The sequence below is a fragment of the Pseudoalteromonas sp. SK18 genome (genome assembly GCF_001974855.1).
GTDB lineage: Bacteria > Pseudomonadota > Gammaproteobacteria > Enterobacterales > Alteromonadaceae > Pseudoalteromonas.
Map to the genome: position 1 here is coordinate 24,600 of NZ_MTQB01000016.1, position 16,716 is coordinate 41,315.

15 protein-coding genes and 1 other RNA gene are annotated in these 16,716 nt (G+C 41.2%); 7 read left to right on the forward strand and 9 right to left on the reverse strand.

Features of this window, described 5'->3' with window-relative positions:
• The first annotated feature begins 55 nt into the window (after positions 1-55).
• Positions 56-682, forward strand: a complete 627-nt coding sequence (gene sspA, locus BW139_RS12360) for a stringent starvation protein SspA (protein ID WP_008110861.1) — start codon at positions 56-58, stop codon at positions 680-682.
• On the forward strand, positions 682-1,119 hold the full coding sequence (locus BW139_RS12365) for a ClpXP protease specificity-enhancing factor (protein WP_008110860.1): 438 nt from the start codon (positions 682-684) through the stop codon (positions 1,117-1,119). Before sspA ends, BW139_RS12365 begins: the two co-directional genes overlap by 1 nt.
• Positions 1,120-2,466: 1,347 nt before the next feature.
• Here BW139_RS12365 and dolP read toward each other — a convergent pair.
• The 4 genes from dolP to BW139_RS12395 form a co-directional block, all read right to left on the reverse strand.
• A complete protein-coding gene (gene dolP, locus BW139_RS12380) occupies positions 2,467-3,033 on the reverse strand; it encodes a division/outer membrane stress-associated lipid-binding lipoprotein (RefSeq protein ID WP_076919876.1) in 567 nt (188 codons plus the stop codon).
• Positions 3,026-3,619, reverse strand: a complete 594-nt coding sequence (locus tag BW139_RS12385; RefSeq protein WP_036981300.1) for an SIS domain-containing protein — start codon at positions 3,617-3,619, stop codon at positions 3,026-3,028. Before BW139_RS12385 ends, dolP begins: the two co-directional genes overlap by 8 nt.
• 141 nt (positions 3,620-3,760) lie before the next feature.
• Positions 3,761-4,132 (reverse strand): YraN family protein, encoded by a 372-nt coding sequence (locus tag BW139_RS12390; RefSeq protein WP_008110719.1) that lies wholly within the window; start codon positions 4,130-4,132, stop codon positions 3,761-3,763.
• A gap of 9 nt (positions 4,133-4,141) precedes the next feature.
• Positions 4,142-6,022 (reverse strand): penicillin-binding protein activator, encoded by a 1,881-nt coding sequence (locus BW139_RS12395; protein WP_076919877.1) that lies wholly within the window; start codon positions 6,020-6,022, stop codon positions 4,142-4,144.
• A gap of 60 nt (positions 6,023-6,082) precedes the next feature.
• Here BW139_RS12395 and rsmI point away from each other — a divergent pair, with 60 nt between their 5' ends.
• Positions 6,083-6,940, forward strand: coding sequence for a 16S rRNA (cytidine(1402)-2'-O)-methyltransferase (gene rsmI, locus BW139_RS12400; protein ID WP_076919878.1), 858 nt, complete (start codon positions 6,083-6,085; stop codon positions 6,938-6,940).
• Positions 6,941-6,982: 42 nt separating this feature from the next.
• Positions 6,983-7,348: RNase P RNA component class A (gene rnpB / locus BW139_RS12405), an RNA gene on the forward strand.
• A gap of 661 nt (positions 7,349-8,009) precedes the next feature.
• Here rnpB and BW139_RS12410 read toward each other — a convergent pair.
• Positions 8,010-9,113, reverse strand: coding sequence for a mechanosensitive ion channel family protein (locus BW139_RS12410; RefSeq protein WP_076919879.1), 1,104 nt, complete (start codon positions 9,111-9,113; stop codon positions 8,010-8,012).
• Between the two features lie 122 nt (positions 9,114-9,235).
• On the opposite strand from BW139_RS12410, the gene BW139_RS12415 reads away from it, so the two are divergent.
• The gene (locus tag BW139_RS12415; protein ID WP_076919880.1) at positions 9,236-10,183 is read left to right on the forward strand and encodes a YihY/virulence factor BrkB family protein; all 948 of its coding nucleotides are present in this window, start codon (positions 9,236-9,238) and stop codon (positions 10,181-10,183) included.
• 19 nt (positions 10,184-10,202) lie between these two features.
• Here the strand turns inward: BW139_RS12415 and BW139_RS12420 are convergent, their stop codons facing one another.
• Positions 10,203-13,241: an EAL domain-containing protein gene (locus BW139_RS12420; protein ID WP_076919916.1), complete on the reverse strand. Its 3,039-nt coding sequence runs from the start codon at positions 13,239-13,241 to the stop codon at positions 10,203-10,205.
• Between the two features lie 540 nt (positions 13,242-13,781).
• On the opposite strand from BW139_RS12420, the gene BW139_RS12425 reads away from it, so the two are divergent.
• Entirely contained in the window at positions 13,782-14,627 is an 846-nt protein-coding gene (locus BW139_RS12425; RefSeq protein ID WP_076919881.1) for a pirin family protein, read from the forward strand.
• 22 nt (positions 14,628-14,649) lie between these two features.
• On the opposite strand, the gene BW139_RS12430 is transcribed toward BW139_RS12425, so the two are convergent.
• Genes BW139_RS12430 through BW139_RS12440 form a run of 3 tightly spaced genes read right to left on the reverse strand, consistent with a single transcriptional unit; the run spans position 14,650 to position 15,669 of the window.
• Positions 14,650-14,892, reverse strand: a complete 243-nt coding sequence (locus BW139_RS12430) for a hypothetical protein (RefSeq protein ID WP_010390679.1) — start codon at positions 14,890-14,892, stop codon at positions 14,650-14,652.
• A 13-nt stretch (positions 14,893-14,905) separates the two neighbouring features.
• Complete coding sequence (locus BW139_RS12435; RefSeq protein ID WP_076919882.1) at positions 14,906-15,346, reverse strand: hypothetical protein; 441 nt, start codon at positions 15,344-15,346, stop codon at positions 14,906-14,908.
• A gap of 5 nt (positions 15,347-15,351) precedes the next feature.
• Positions 15,352-15,669 (reverse strand): DUF883 domain-containing protein, encoded by a 318-nt coding sequence (locus tag BW139_RS12440; protein WP_076919883.1) that lies wholly within the window; start codon positions 15,667-15,669, stop codon positions 15,352-15,354.
• 564 nt (positions 15,670-16,233) lie between these two features.
• Between BW139_RS12440 and mraZ the strand changes: the two genes are divergently transcribed.
• Positions 16,234-16,692: a division/cell wall cluster transcriptional repressor MraZ gene (gene mraZ / locus BW139_RS12445; protein ID WP_010390682.1), complete on the forward strand. Its 459-nt coding sequence runs from the start codon at positions 16,234-16,236 to the stop codon at positions 16,690-16,692.
• Positions 16,693-16,716: the final 24 nt, after the last annotated feature.

Here is a 16,716-nt window from a genome sequence, read left to right on the forward strand (position 1 = left end):
TTGCAATAGGGGCTTAAGCCCCTATTGCTGTTTTAGTTATTTAATGGAGGTAGGCATGGCCGTAGCTGCCAATAAGCGCCCTGTAATGACCCTTTTTTCTGGTGCTAACTGTATGTATAGCCACCAAGTACGCATTGTACTTGCTGAAAAAGGTGTAAGTGTAGATATTCATATGGCTGAAAAGGATAACCTGCCAGAAGCACTTCACGAAATTAACCCTTACGGCACAGTGCCAACACTGATTGACCGTGAGCTTGGTTTATATCAGGCAAACATCATCATGGAATACCTTGATGAACGTTTTCCTCACCCTCCACTAATGCCAGTATATCCGGTCATGCGTGGTCGTAGTCGATTAATGATGCACCGTATTGATACTGATTGGTACAGCCTAGCTGAAAAAATCATTAACAACACTTCTGATGCCGCGCAAGCTCGTAAAGAGCTTACCGAAGCATTGCTTGCAATAGCACCAATCTTTAGTGAAGCGCCTTACTTTATGAGTGAAGAGTTTAGCTTAGTTGATTGTTACTTAGCTCCACTATTATGGCGTTTACCAGAGTTTGGTATTGAGCTAAATGGTGCAGGCTCTAAAGAACTTAAAGAGTATATGATTCGTTTATTTGAACGTGAATCATTCCAAGCCTCTTTAACTGAAGCAGAGCGTGAGATCCGTTTATAATGACTTCTAATCGTCCTTATTTACTACGCGCTTTTTTTGATTGGATTGTTGATAACGAATGCACACCACATTTAGTGGTTAATGCTGATTTTCCTGCAGTGCAAGTGCCAACACAGTTTGTCCAAGATGGTCAAATTGTATTGAACATAAGCCCTTCGGCGGTTACGCAGTTTTCGTTAGATAATACTCAGCTTAGCTTTAACGCGCGCTTTGGCGGCCAGCCAATGCAAGTGTACGTGCCTTTAGGGGCTGTACTTGCAATATACGCACGCGAAAATGGCGAAGGTACAGTCTTTACTGCAGATGAGTTTTTAGAGGACGAAGACGATTTTGCTCCAGAGCTTGAAAGTGTCGATTCATCACCAGAGATAGTTGATGAAACGCCAGCTCCCAAGCCTGAAAAGAAAAAAGGCTCACATTTACGCGTTATAAAATAACCCGTAAATGTTAGATAAAAACCGCTTAATAGGCGGTTTTTTTATGTCTGTATGAAAATATTAGGTTAAAGGTTAAAGGTTAAAGGTTAAAGGCTAAAGGTTAAAGGTTAGAAAAGCTCACGAGCGACGGGCTGCGAGAAACGGGTTAAGATTGACTGGTGTAGCAGCGGATTTATTCCGCGTCTGATCAAAAGTGAAGAGCAGGCAGTAGGTTTTAGGTATTAGGCAGAGATTAAGCCAAGCACGGTGTTTGGATTAAACGTAGGCGGGGCTTTATGCCGCGCAAAATAGGTTTAAGTTCACGGGCGAAGGGGGGCGAGGAACGGGTTAAGGTTGATTTGTGTAGCAGCGGGTTTATCCCGCGTCTTTTAGTGATTCTATTTACCACAGAGGGTGCAGAGCACACAGAGAAAATGTTTAAAAACATATTTTATTTGCTTTGTCTTCTCTGTGTAGCGCGAAGCGCCTCTGTGTACTCTGTGGTAAGAATGTTTTGTAGGCGGGGCTTTATGCCGCGCAAGTTTGATTTTAAAGTTCACGGGCAACGGGCAACGGGCTGCGAGAGGCGGGTTAAAATTGATTGGTGTCGCTGCGAATTTATTCCGCATCTTTTAGTGATTTTATTCACCACAGAGGGTACAGAGCACACAGAGGAAATGATTAAAGATATGTTTTATTTGCTTTGTCTTCTCTGTGAAGCGCGAGGCGCCTCGGTGTACTTTGGGTAAGAATGTTTTGTAGGCGGGGCTTTATGCCGCGCAAGTTTGATTTAAGTTCACGGGCGACGAGAGGCGGGTTAAGGTTGATTTGTGTAGCAGCGGATTTATTCCGCGTCTGGTCTAAAGTGAAGAGCAGGTTTTAGGTATTAGGCAGTGATTAAACCAAGCACGGTGTTTGGGTTCACGGCAGCGGGCTGCGAGAAGCGAGCAACGGGCCTAGAGACTCGAATTAATCAGTTTGGCTAATGGTTATTGTTTTCTCATTCACTTCTCTTGTGCAAAAAGGTTTTAAAGAGATTTTATTCACCACAGAGGGGGCGGAGCACACAGAGAAAATGATTAAAGACATGCTTTATTTGTCCTGTCTTCTCTGTGTAGCGCGAAGCGTCTCTGTGTACTCTGTGGTAAAAATGTTTTTTAAGTGGGGCTTACGACGTGCAAGTTTGATTTTTGGGGGCAATACGTTACGAGCGACGAGTTACGGGCCTAAAACCTTGAACCTAATACCGACGCGGGATAAACCCGCTGCTACAGGCATAAAAAACCTTGCGATATTAACCGCAAGGTATTTAAATTTCTCGAACCTCGAACCTCGAACCTCGAACCTCGAACCTCGAACCTGATACTTTTACAAATACTCAAACACTTTAATTACCCGCTCTACGCCAGAGACGTTACGAGCTATATTTACGGCTTGGTTTGCTTCAGCGTCAGATACTAACCCCATTAAGTACACTTCAGCATTTTCAGTCACTACTTTTATATTATTACTGCTGATGTTTTCAGCCGCTAAAAGCTGCGCTTTTACTTTTGAGGTTAACCATGAGTCGTGTGTTTGCGTGGTAATGCCAATATTAGAGCCAATGCGAAGCTGGTTATGAATTTTGCGAATACCAGACAGGTTCTCAATGGTTTTAACCGCTTGGTTTTTCATTTCTTGATTAGGTACTTGCCCAACCATCAAAACAACACCGTTAACGCTAATAACGCTGATATGAGCAAACTTATTAAGGCGTTCATCTTCGCTAATAGCAATGCTGGCTTTTATTTCAATGTTGTTGTCGTCTATTTGCGAGCCAATGGTTCGTCTATCGTTAGCGGCAGTAACAGCACTAGCTGTACCGGCGACCACAGCAGCGGCACAACCTTGTAATAACACAACAGTGCCTAGAATAATTAGGGAGCGTTTAAACATAATTTTCGTCCTGCGGGAAAAGGGTTAAATCCACCAACTCACTTAAACAGTGAAGGTTCACTAAATGCGATTCAATAATGCGACTCGGGCGTTTAGATGGCGTACGAATTTCTACATCGTTATGGCCAAGCAAGCCGACTAACTCACCGCCATCATCACCTACCATTACTATGACCTTCATATCTTTGGTAAGTGCCGCTTCTACTGCAGAGATGATGTGTTTTTCATTACCATTAATGGCAAGCACCAACAATAAGTCACCTTGCTGAGCAAATGCACGGACTTGGCGTGCAAATGTATCGTGGTCATCTATTTGATGGCCTTGGCCAAGGTTAATATTCTCTTGTGAGAGAGCGATTGCAGGTAAGCAAGGGCGTTCTGTTTCGTAAAAATTAACCAGTACGCCAGCCATGTGTTGTGCCAGCATATGGCAATTTGCAGTACCGCAACAGATCAATTTATTCCCATTGATCAGGCTTTGTGCAATGGTAAATGCCGCTGATTCTAACGCGCTTGGCAACACTTCGCCTGCGGCTATTTGAACTTGAATACTTTCTTTAAAAATTTCTTTAATTGTATCTTGCATGGGTTACCAACAATTTATCTCTAATTCTGTGTGAGCTCACACCGCCTTTATTAAAAGGTGATTATTTTAGGCGTTAGCTAATGTTTAACTGTATGCTCAGCATGAAGCTGCTGTAATCGTCTTATTTTTATACATCAGATATTAAAATACGTTTTTCAGCCAGTTAATATGTAATGACGGTTCGCCTGTTATAGCTACGTAATCAATACGTAATGGCTGGTTTTTTAAGTTTTTAGCACCAAGGTAATGATAAATAGTGCGCTTTAACTTAGCTTGTTTTTGCGGACTTAGCGCATAATTAGCGCCGCCTTTTATGTTATTTTTACGAAACTTAACTTCAACAAACACTAAGGTGTCACCGTCTTTCATAATGACATCAAGTTCGCCATAGGGGCAGTAGTAATTGCGCTCAATGGCTTTTAAACCTTGCGCTTCTAAATACTTTTGCGCTTGGCGCTCATAATACTGGCCTTTTTCACGACTATTTTGCCACAGCTGTTTAAACCACGACATGCTAACCCCTTAATTAATAATGGTTATGCCATCGTTTGCAGATTGCATAAATAGCGGCACAGGGCGTTGTGTTTTTAATTCCACAGGTTTTATACGGCGATTGCTGTACTGCGCCCATTGCAGTGATCGTTCAATATCACCGGCACTATTAATGGATAATTTTCCGCTTAAGCCTGAAAAGTATTTATCGGGTGTAATGCTCAGCTGTCTAATATCATTCAGCATGGCGACGGCATCGTAGGCCATGGCAAATAAACGTTGGCTGATATCAGCCTGTTCAGGCCATAAATCATTATATTGCTTACGAAGATTATGCTGCGTAATTTGTGAGTCTAACATCCAAGGAAGTTCGGTAAAATAGAGCCCGTCTAAATCGCCTTTGTCAGTGGTATCTATTTGCTTACTATGACTTTTAGAGCTGGCGTAAATAGGGATTCTGTCGGCAAAGGTGCTTACGTTAACATCTAGGTAAGGCTTAATTAATCGGGTCTCTATGGCGTCACCTAATATATAAATTGCATCAATATCGCCACGTGAACGGGTTTCACTTTCTACTTCTTTATTAAAAAGTGTTTTAACCGATTTAATACGCTCTTTTGATTTATCAACTTCTAGTAAGCTGGTAATGGTATTGGGCATATCTTTATTGTCGTTGTAAAAGCCAACTTGTGTGGTTGTTTCACTATAGCGTTGCCATTGCAGATTAAAGTAGTCAATTAAGCGCTGACCATTGGTATTATTTGGCGCTAGCAACATAGGTTTTTGATAACCTTGCGCTAAAAAGTGCTCTAGAGTTTGTTGTACTTCATGCTCTGGATTAAGCGCAAAAAAGTAGTGTTGCAGAGAGGTTCGTTCGCCATCAAAGGTATTTAAATGTAATGTGGGTATATCGAGTAATGTATTGGTCTTAGCGAGCTTATCTATATTGGCTTTTAATAGCGGGCCAATAACAAAGTCTGGTTGTAATTGCGAAATCTGTGCGCTCAACGCTTCGGTTTCGGTATTTTCATCAATAAACAGCGTTTCGCTAATCTCTTTTTTATCAAGTGCAGCCAGTATGCCTGCTTTTAATGCATCCCCTAAGCGCTTGTTAGCACCTGACTGAGGTAATAGCACAACTAAGCGTTCAATATTTAGTGGTGCTAATTCATTGGCGTAAGTATCTTGTTTTGGTAGAACATTGGTACCAGGGTGCCCAAGGTAACGGCGGCGCCAATTATTAATCGCTTGGTCTAAATCAACAGAGCTGTTGGCATAAACCTGATGATACAAAGCTAAGTTAACCCAGCCTTGTTGAATAACCGAGCCACGGTTAAATCGCTCTAATGCATACGAAGAAAGCTGCTTTAAATTATGCCAAAGTGCGTCATTAAGTTTAGGGATAGAAATATTATTTTTTGCTACCGATTCAGAGGCAGCAAAAAAGTAAGGAGCTGCACGTTTTGGTAAGTCTTGCGACGCAAAAATGCTGGCAGTTAAAAATTGGTGCCAAGCAAAATGCTCAGGTTGCTTAAGTTGCCCCTCAAGCGTGTTTAGTACCTCAAGTGCTTGCTGATTTTTATTTTGTTCTTTTTGCGCAAAGGCAATGTATAAACGATTTTGAATTTGATCAACACTGGCGGTAAGTGCAAGTTCAGTGCATATTTTTTCGAGTAGTGGCCAGTTTTCTTCTGTAATTGCGCTATCACGAGCACTATAAAGTAGCTGAATTTTATCAGCGCCATAGCGGTTTTGCGCTAATTGGTAAATAGATTGCGCATTCAGTGCTTCATTTTTCAGCGTATTGGCACTGTTACTTAAGTTATCGCTGGTTTTAGTTGGTTTTTCGGTTGTGCTACACGCCGATAACCCTGACAATATAATTAATAGACTAACTAGTTTAAGTCGCACAATGATTTCCCATACGTTAACGCGATTTGCTTATATTACTGACTGACGCAGGAGACCTCAATGTTAAATGAGGAGAATTCACAGAAAATTGGCACTCTTTACGTTGTTGCCACCCCAATCGGCAATTATGACGACTTAAGTCAGCGTGCAATCGCGACATTATCGCAGGTTGACTTAATCGCGGCTGAAGACACTCGCCATACTGGTAAGCTACTTAGCCACTTTGGTATTAAGGCTAAAACCTTTGCGTTACATGACCATAATGAAAAGCAAAAAGCGCAGCAAATTATCGACCAACTTAATCAAGGGTTAAATATTGCATTAGTTTCTGATGCAGGCACACCCCTGATCAGTGATCCTGGTTATGCGGTGGTTAATTTATGTCGTGAGCAGGGCGCAAGTGTAACACCCGTGCCTGGTGCATGTGCTGCTATTACGGCGGTATGTTGTTCTGGGTTACCTACTGACCGTTTTCAATTTATTGGTTTTACACCTGCCAAAAGTAAAGCGCGCCAAGACTTTTTTATAGATGCGGTTAACTCAAGTATTACCAGTATTATGTATGAAAGTACCCACCGTATTATGGCAAGCCTTGACGACTTAGAAGTAGCGCTAGGTAGTGAGCAGCAGGTGGTATTTGCCAAAGAGCTCACTAAAACCTTTGAAACTTTCTTTAATGGCACAGTGAGTGAGTTAAAGCAGTTTTTAACTGACGATCCTACCAAGCAACGCGGTGAAATAGTACTCATGCTGCCAGGGAAAGCTAAGGTAGTTGACGATATTCCGCCAGAAGCCCGTAAAATGTTAGCGTTACTCGAAAACGAAATGCCAATGAAAAAAGCCTGTGGTGTAGTAGCCGATTACTTCGGCATGAAGAAAAACGCGTTGTATAAAACAATTATTGAAGAAAAACAGTAAATGTTTACTGCGTAGTGTGGTGCTCTCATGTATACTGCGCGCCGAGTTAGCCAAGATAATCGCTGCCTGTGACGAAAATGATCAGGGGGAGGAAAGTCCGGGCTCCATAGGGCAGAGTGCCAGTTAACGGCTGGGGGGCGTGAGCCCACGACAAGTGCAGCAGAGAGAAGACCGCCAATCTTCGGATTGGTAAGGGTGAAAGGGTGCGGTAAGAGCGCACCGGGCCGCTAGTAATAGTCGGTTGCAAGGTAAACTCCACTCGGAGCAAGACCAAATAGGGTTCCTTATGGCGTGGCCCACGTTGGAACCGGGTAGGTTGCTTGAGCCATAGAGCGATTTATGGCCTAGACGAATGATTATCACTTTCTTCGGAAAGGACAGAACCCGGCTTACCGGCTGACTCACTCATTCAATAAAAAAGCCCGCAGTTAACGCTGCGGGCTTTTTTGTGTTTGAAATAAGCTGTCAGGTCCCAGTCGGGCGGCGGATTGCGGGCGGCGAGAGACGAGCGACGAGGAACGGGTTAAGATTGACTGGTGTAGCAGCGGGTTTATCCCGCGTCTGGTTAAAGACAAAGGTTCTAGGTGCTAGGTATTAGGTTTTAGGTAGAGATTAAGCCAAGCACGGTGTTTGGATTAGACGTAGGCGGGGCTTTATGCCGCGCAAATGTAGCAGCGACTTTATGTCGCGTCTGTTAGTGATTTTATTTACTACAGAGGTAAAGAGAACACAGAGGAAATGATTAAAGACATGGTTTATTTGCTTTATCTTTTCTGTGTAGCGCGAAGCGCCTCGGTGTACTCTGTGGTTCAAAATGATTTTTAAAGCGGGGCTTTATGCCTCGCAGGTTTGGTTTAAGTTCATGGGTGACGGGTGACGGGTGACGGGCCTAAAACCTAATACCTAAAACCTAATAACGACGCGGGGTGAACCCGCTGCTACAGGTATAAAAAAACCTTGTAATATTAACTGCAAGGTTTTTAAATTCCTCGAACCTCGAACCTCGAACCTCGAACCTCGAACCTCGAACCTCGAACCTCGAACCTCGAACCTCGAACCTCGAACCTATCTATATAATATTTTTGCCTTGCTCCGGATCGCGCGATTCATCGGCTTGCTCGCGAATATCATCCGTATCACTGCTTACATCATCAATACTGTGTTCATGCTCTGTGTTTTTATGTTTTTGAGTATGTGGTTTCTCTTTAGTTTTTTCTGTTGTCTCTGTTTTAGCTTCGCTTGCTGTGGGGTAAATATCTTCACCTTGGCTATTGAGTAATACACGCTCTCTAGCATCGTCAGGCATACTTATATTATGTTGTGTAAAGCTGTTGATTAACTCTCGCATAAGCTGTGAGGCTACTTTTACAACGCTGTATTGTTCGCCATTGACCCAAAAGTAAACAGTAAAGTTGATAGTGGCGGAGCCTAAGTTATCAACCAATACTTGAGGAGGCGGATCGCTAAGCACAGAGGTTTGAGCTGATATAACGCTAATAGCAAGACTTTGCGCGCCGTGAATGTCATTATCGTAGCCAATACCAATTGAGAAATGATCGCGCATCTTTGGATTAGCGGTTAAGTTTTTAATGGTATTTTTATACACAGTCGCATTGGGTATTTGAATATGATTGCCATCGTAGTCAACTAAAGTGGTTGCTCTTGCAGTTACTTTTTTAACTATACCTATTCTGCCATCAACTTCTATTACATCATCTATTTTAAACGGACGTTGTACGCTTAGTAACAAGCTGGCGATAAAGTTTTCAGCAATATCCCGAAAGGCAAACCCTAAAATAAGCCCTATTAACCCAGTGCCACTCATAATAGCGACCGCGAATTCAGTCAAGCCAGCCAAACGTAAAAATAGGTAAAACCCGAGTAAAATGATTAAGGTACTAATGCCACGCCTAGCAACTAGGTGTACTAATTTACTGTTGGTCATGTAAGTAACGGGCTTTATTAACAAGCGTGATAATGGGGTGGCGATTAAATAACTAATCACCAAAATAATAATCCCTAAAAACAAAGTGGGCAGTAATTGCACGAATGAGTGTAGTAATTGCACGCTTTGCTCTTTTAAAAAGTCCCATGAAACCGAGTTTGGCTGAGCGGTGTTGATTGCAGGAATAGATGCGTTATTAGCGAGTGTTGCAATTAAAGCGCTGAGCATAGGAGCCATCCGTGTTAGGTTGAGTTAATTAGGGTCTGTGTAAAACAATAGCAGCAAGTTTAATACCAAGGGATATTTGTTTGGCAAACATCTTGCAATTAATTGGGAAAAGGGAGTTAGCTATGAGTGACTTTAAGCGTGGCCAAAGAGCCAAGCAGCCTAACCATATCCCTCTGCGTGGCTGGTGGGATATTGCAAAGCGAATTATTAAACAAATGAGCCGTGATAATTTATCCTTAGTAGCTGCAGGCGTGGCATTTTATGCGCTTCTTGCTATTTTTCCAGCCATTGCGGCATTGGTGTCTGTGTATGCTTATTTTGCTTCACCGAATGAGATTAGTGCGTATTTAAGTCAGTTTATGGCGTTATTGCCACAAAGTACCCAAGAGATTATTTTGTCTCAGGTTTCAAGTCTTGCGCAAAAGTCTCAAACCAGTTTAAGTCTTAGCGCACTGGGCACTTTACTGCTCACTATTTGGAGTAGCTCTAAGGGCAGCCAAGCTTTGATCGCCGCGTGTAATATTAGTTATCACGAATACGAAAAACGCTCATTTTTTAAGGCGCAACTTGTACGTTTATTATTTTCAGTGGGTGCGATTGTGGTGGCGGTCATTGCATTGGTAATCATAGGTATATTACCGCTTGCCCTTAATTTATTGGGAATTAAAGAGAGTATCGATTTTTTAATCATGCTTATATCGTGGCCATTACTGGCACTGACCTTTAACTTTGCATTATTAATTTTATACCGCTATGCGCCACATAGAAAAGCCGCCAAGTGGCGTTGGGTCAGTGTAGGCTCATTGACAGCCACGGTATTATGGATTGTGGCATCTTTTGGCTTTTCATTTTATGTGTCACACTTTGCTAGTTACAACGAAACATATGGTTCCCTGGGCGGGGTGGTCATTATGCTAATGTGGTTATTTATTAGTGCTTATATCATTATTTTAGGAGCCACAATCAATGCCGCGTTAGAGCAGCAAACGGCGCAAGATAGCACGATAGGCCCAGATAAAAGAAGAGGGCAGCGAGGTGCTTATGTTGCAGATCACCTCGATACTCAATAACCAAGATTAACTAATTATTTTAGTTTAAGTTAATTACTTGGTTTGTTGTTATCAGCTGCATAAACGAGGTTTTGTGCAGTGGCTTTGAAAACAAATACCCTTGGCCATAATCACAACCAGCCTCAAGTAATAAATCCATTTGTAATTTTGTTTCTATGCCTTCGGCAATTACTTTTAAACCAAGCTGATGAGCCATCATAATAATTGCTTCACATAAGGCGAGCTCTTGGCTATCTTTTTGAATATTATCAACAAAGCGTTTGTCTATTTTCAGGTAGTCGGTATCCATTTCTTGTAAGTAAGCAAGCGATGAGTAACCCGTACCAAAATCATCGAGTGCCAATTGCATCCCTGATTTAACCAAGGCTTTTAAGCGGCTTTGGGTCAGCTCTTCAGGATTAACCATCAAGCCTTCAGTAATTTCTGCCACAATACTCGATGCAGGTAAATTTGCTGCCTCAAGCATGTCGTACCAATCGTCTATGCCACTGTCTGTGGCTGCCAACTGCACCGGCGATACGTTAATACTGATTTGAAATTCATCTTTAATATGCTTTTTAATGTCGTTGAGTGTTTGTAGTGCCTCAGCAAATACAAATTGACCAAGCGCATTGATTTGTCTGGTTTCCTCGGCTAGGGGAATAAAGTCAGCGGGGCTGATCAGGCCTTTTTCTGGGTGCTGCCAACGAATAAGTCCCTCAGCTTTATGAATATGTAAATCATCAAGCGATACAATAGGCTGGTAATACAACTCAAACTGCTCTAGCTCTATGGCTGAGCGAAGCTCTTTGAGCAACTGCATTCTTGCATTTGCATCTTCACGCATATCATGTGAGAAAAATTCAAAGTCATTGCGGCCGCTATTTTTTGCCTTATACATAGCTTGGTCAGCAGCTTTAAGTAGTTGCTCTGGATTTTGGCCATCATCTGGCGCGCAGGCAATACCAATACTGGCACTGATATACACTTTTTCATCTTCAATAAAAATAGTGGACGCAAGGCTAAGTAACAGTGATTTCGCTATTTGCTTGATGTTATCGCTACCGTGTAAATCACTAAACACAACAACAAATTCATCACCACCAATACGCGCTACAAAATCAGCTTCTTTTGCTGTTTGCACAATTCGCTCAGACACCAACTTAAGTAAGCTATCACCATAATGATGGCCTAACGTGTCATTAATATCTTTAAAGTGATCAATATCTAACAGCATAATAACCAGTTTTTGATCGTCGTTGTTAACGCTCGTAAATCGTTTATTTAACCGCTCTTTTAGTTCTAGTCGATTAGGTAAGTCGGTTAAGTGATCAAAATGGGCTTGTCGCCAAATTAGCTCGTCGGCTTGTTTTTTCTCGGTCAAATCGGTAAAAATAGCAATACGACTAGTCGGGACTTTATTTTTGTCGTAAATAGTATCTATGGTTAACCATTCAGCATATAGCTCGCCATTTTTGCGACGATTGGTTATTTCACCTTGCCAACGACCTGTTGTATTTATTGATTGCCACATGTAATCATAAAACTGTTTGTCATGTTTACCCGATGACAAAATACTCACCGTTTTATTGAGTACCTCTTTTCGAGAATACAAAGTTGTTTCACAAAACGCAGGGTTCACATCGTAAATAACCCCATTTTCATCTGTGATTGCCATGCCTTCACTGCTGTTGTTGTAAACTAACGACGCTAAATGCAAAGACTCTTGGTTTTGTTTTCGTTGCGTTATGTTACTAATAACAATTATAAACTCATCGGCTTTTTGCATTGGGCTGATTTTAACTTCAAAGAACTGCTCGTCTTGTTTATCTTCAAGTTCAATAGTAACTGGCTCACTGAGCGGTTTTAAACACGCTTCCACCTGTTTTAAATTGGTAGCACATAATAAACATGACAATTTTTTAGGCGGTGTTGAATGGCTATAATTTAATGATTCAATACGTCCACCAGTATCAAGAATATTGCCATTGGCATCTACGCGTAAAAAAGCATCAGGTAGCGCATTAAGTAAACTATTGAGCTCGTCATGTTTATGTTTAAGGCATGCCTCAGCCGTTAAGCGAGTTTCGGCCATGTATTTAAAACGATGATAAAGTCTATTTAGCTCAGGGCTATTGGGCTGCTCATCATCATGGGGCATATTACCGGCAGCTAAGCGGTTAACAGCCTGCGTTAAACTTTTAATCGGGGTTAAAATGCTTTTATTGACTAATCGTCTAGCCAATACGGCTAAAAGAAGAGTGGCAATTAAAAAACCTAAAACCATTCTTACAAAGTTAATATCTATTTGTTCAAGTGTTTCATCTATTGGTTGAGTAATATAAATAGAGAGTTTATTGTCATTGCCATCACTATAGAGTGTTGTTTGATGAAACACTCTACGTATACCATCTTTTCCTTTAAAGATGACACCAGCTTGCAAGTTATGCGCTAAATCAAACTTTTCCAATTTGTTGCCTAGTCTATTGGCTGAAAAAGGGTAGTTAACTAAAATACTACCGTTTGAGTCAGTAATGATAGCTCTAATTTCTGTCGATAAATTTAAAGTATTAAGTGCCGAGCTCCACCAGTCTAAAGCGATTACGGTCACAATAACGCCTTCAATATCATTGTTCTTATTTAAGATAGGGTAAGCAAAGTTAATGCTCTGAGCTTTGAGGCTACGATCGTGTTGAAAATGGCCAATACTAAACTCTTTACTGGTGAGCGCGTTTTTAAAATAGGGTCGGTCGCTAATATTAATATTGGTGTCGCTACTTTTTGTGGTACAAATTAGGTCGCCGTTTTTATTTACTACACCAATATTCGCGATATTGCCATTGAGTGCCTTAACATCTAAAAAATATGAAGGACAGGTAGAGGGTAAAGATTTAATATTCTCCTGCTTTTTTGCTAAAAACTCAGTAACTTTTTTGACATCATCAATCATGCTTTGTTGTTTGATAATGAGTTGCTCAGTGATGGTGCGCACTTTTGTCTCATGCTCTTTAATAGCTGCGTCACGACTAAACCACAGGGTTACTAAAATGACAGCAGCAACAGGTATGCAAATAAGCATAAGTAGACGATAGAGCTGGTGTTTTAATGATGTAGTAAAAATAGTCGTATCCAAATTAGTACAAGGTGAATTGACGCTTGCCAATCCTACTATATATAACCTTTAAACTACTAAGGTTATATCGTAGATTATAAAATAAAAAAGTATGGCATATACTTGAAACTTATTAATTTACTAAAAAAACATGATGAAGTAATAAATTAATCTTTTATATATTTAGGGTCTGTTGAACTTTGCAGATTACAATTTGTTCAAACTAGGGGCGGTTTAATCGCGGCTCGAGGTTTGTAACCTAGTGGGCTAAGTAAAAACCGAGCAAAGCTTCCGCGTCCTGCTCACGCCCCTTACCTACATCCATGTAGGCAACAAAGAGTAAATCGCCCCTAGGCAGAACCCTTCGGGCAGCGCCTGTTTGGCATTGATGCTGCGTTATCGTCTATTCATGGGGAATACCACACCACATAGACGCTGCCTTGCCTAAATACCAAACATACTGCTGCAAATTTAACCTTGAAAGGTCAAAAGACCCAGGGCAAAAAAATGAAAATAACCAAAGTTTTAACTGCTTATGCTACCCAAGATGGGGATGGCGTCAATATCCGTCGTATTCCAGGATTTGATGGTAAATATTTAGACCCATTTTTAATGATTGATGAGCTTAAATCTGATGATGAGAGTGACTATATTGGTGGTTTTCCTCCTCACCCTCATCGCGGTATCGAAACTTTTACCTATATTTTAAAAGGAGGATTTGAGCATAAAGATCAAATGGGTAACACAGAAGCGATTCGCGCCGGTGACGTGCAATGGATGAGCACCGGTAGTGGTGTTATGCACAGTGAAATGCCACTTGCTGATGCTGAAAAAGGCTTACATGGCTTTCAAATTTGGCTCAATATGCCAAGCGCTGACAAAATGCGTGAGCCGCAATACCAGGATACCACAGAGCATCCAGCACCGAGGTTTACTAATCAACAAGGTATTAGTCTTAAAGCGCTAGCAGGGACATGGCAATTTGATTCACAGCAATTGGTTTCAAGCTTACAAAACTTAGCCGCTAATGGTGCTATAGCCGATGTGGCTTTGCCTGCAGGTAAGGAGCTTTATCTACCAGCACTAAAACAGCAAAAAGTGATGATTTATGTACATACTGGGGCGTTAATATCAGCGCAAGGTGACACCTTTGATGCAGGAAAATTACTTATTGTTGAGCCATCGAGTGATATTTGCATACGTGCCGAAAAAGCAGCAGGTGTTCTGATTTTAGCAGGTGATCCGCTTAATCAGCCAATTGCACATATGGGGCCGTTTGTAATGACCACTGAAGCTGAAATTCGCCAAGCGGTTAGCGATTATCAAAACGGTTATTTTGGCTCACTGTCGTGACGATTTAATGTAGGAGTGAATTTTAAGCGAGTAGTTTTAATAACCAACTGTATTTTTTTACCATGTTGGTGTCTCCCTTTGCCGACTCCACAACCGCGCCTGCGGTAAAAGCACTAACGAGCCCCACTTTTGTTGCGGCAAAACGTTTGGCTCGATATTTTATTGCCGTAAGGTGCTGACGCTTTAGCTCAGATCGCATCACGACTTCTTTGTGTAGCTGTTGCACTCGAGCATTCGGTGAGTTGATCAAGTAATTGATTAACATAATAGTGTATGCCTTATAATTTAAGCAGCTGCTTTAGACTATTTAGCGTTTTAGTAAAGCCAATTTTTTTGCTTAGATAAACTGCGTTTCGCCACAGCCAAATTAAACATAAAATTTGTAGGCTGATCACTACAGTAATGCTCAGCCAAATCGAGCTAAATAAGTCAAAAGTCGCAAAGCCTACAATACCTAAAAACCCGACCCACAGTAACACCAAGCCACTGGCAAAACATCCAAGTAGGATAGTGATCAGTGCTAAGGATCTTAACGACAATTTCCATTCAGCTATAGCAAGCTGATGCGTCAACTTTCCTTGTTGATGACAATCATCCTTGAGCTGCGCTGCATAATCAGCAAGCTTGGCAATATGATCTTGCCAGTCATCGGCATGTTTTGCCGATGACTGCGAATCTGTCGATTGTGATTCACTTGATGTTGAATGTAGGTTTTGCATTAGTATTACTTACGACGAAATAGTGCAGTAACTAACATACCAGCAGCAAATGCAAGACCAGCCGTTGCTAATGGGTTTTCTGATGCGAGTTGACGAGTCTTAGAAGTACATTCTTCTAACTTCTCGCGAGCTGCTAATTGCTTCTCATTAAGTGTTTCTGCTGAGCTGCTTGCTCCTTTACGAACGCCATTTTCAGCTACCGCTGCTTTACTCGATAATGCATCTACTGCATCATGCGCAGCTGAAGTAGCCTTATCTGTTAACGGGGCTTCAATCTCTTGTTTTGTATCAATAGGTGTTTTGCTCTTTGTTGCCGTAGCCATAATCAATCCTTAATAGTTTTTTAAAAGTAATTATTAAGGTGCAATGATTAAACCAGTTTTTAACTCATTGTTTTATATGGATTGTATTTTATTTACTAATTTTTAGTAGGTTTATAGCTGTAACTATTGCGACAACAGTTTGTAATTTTTACAAACCAAGGCGTTTTAATCATTCGAGGTTGATTTTTCCTTTGCTTACTCGGTTATACATTTCGGGTCACGATTTAGTTGCACCTAGTTCGAATAAACAAAGCCCTACACACCCTAAATAAATTGTAATTATTCACTGTTTATTCATTAAGCAAATAATGCCAGCTAGCTAATAAAAAAAACGATAAAAAATTTTTTACTGGCTGATCAGATTTTTTACTAAACAATTCAACCGCTTTAATCTGAGCCTTATTTTTTCAGGCTTCGCGGGGTGCTAAAGCTGGGTGACTTACTTGACAAAAAGGCTTGTCAAGCCCTAAACTGGAGCACTGTGGTAAAAAGTGGTGTTTAGTGGATCAAACTGGATCGGGTTAATCAAAAAGTTGATTAAAATAATTTTACAATAGGCTTTTTATGTTTCGTGGCGCAAGTTCACTGAGTTTGGATGATAAAGGACGTTTTGCGGTACCAACAAAGTACCGAGACACGCTATTGTCTGAAGATCAGGGAACGGTTATTTGCACAGTTGCACTCAATGAGCCTTGCCTTTGGTTATACCCCCTTGCTGAATGGTTAGAAATAGAAAGCCGTTTAGCAAAAATATCTAATATGAATCCCAGAGCGCGACGTATGCAACGTATGTTGTTAGGTAATGCGACAGAGTATCAGCTTGATAAAAACGGTCGAATTTTGCTGGCGCCTTCTTTGCGCTCACATGCAGAACTTGGCAAAAAAATTATGCTGGTGGGCTTAATGAATAAATTTGAGATTTGGGATGAGGCGCGTTGGCATGAACAAATGCGCCAAGACACTGAGCTTGAAAGGCTTGGTGAATTTGAACCGAATGACGATTTAGATAACTTTACCCTCTAGCAGCAAAACAAAAAGGCAAAAAAT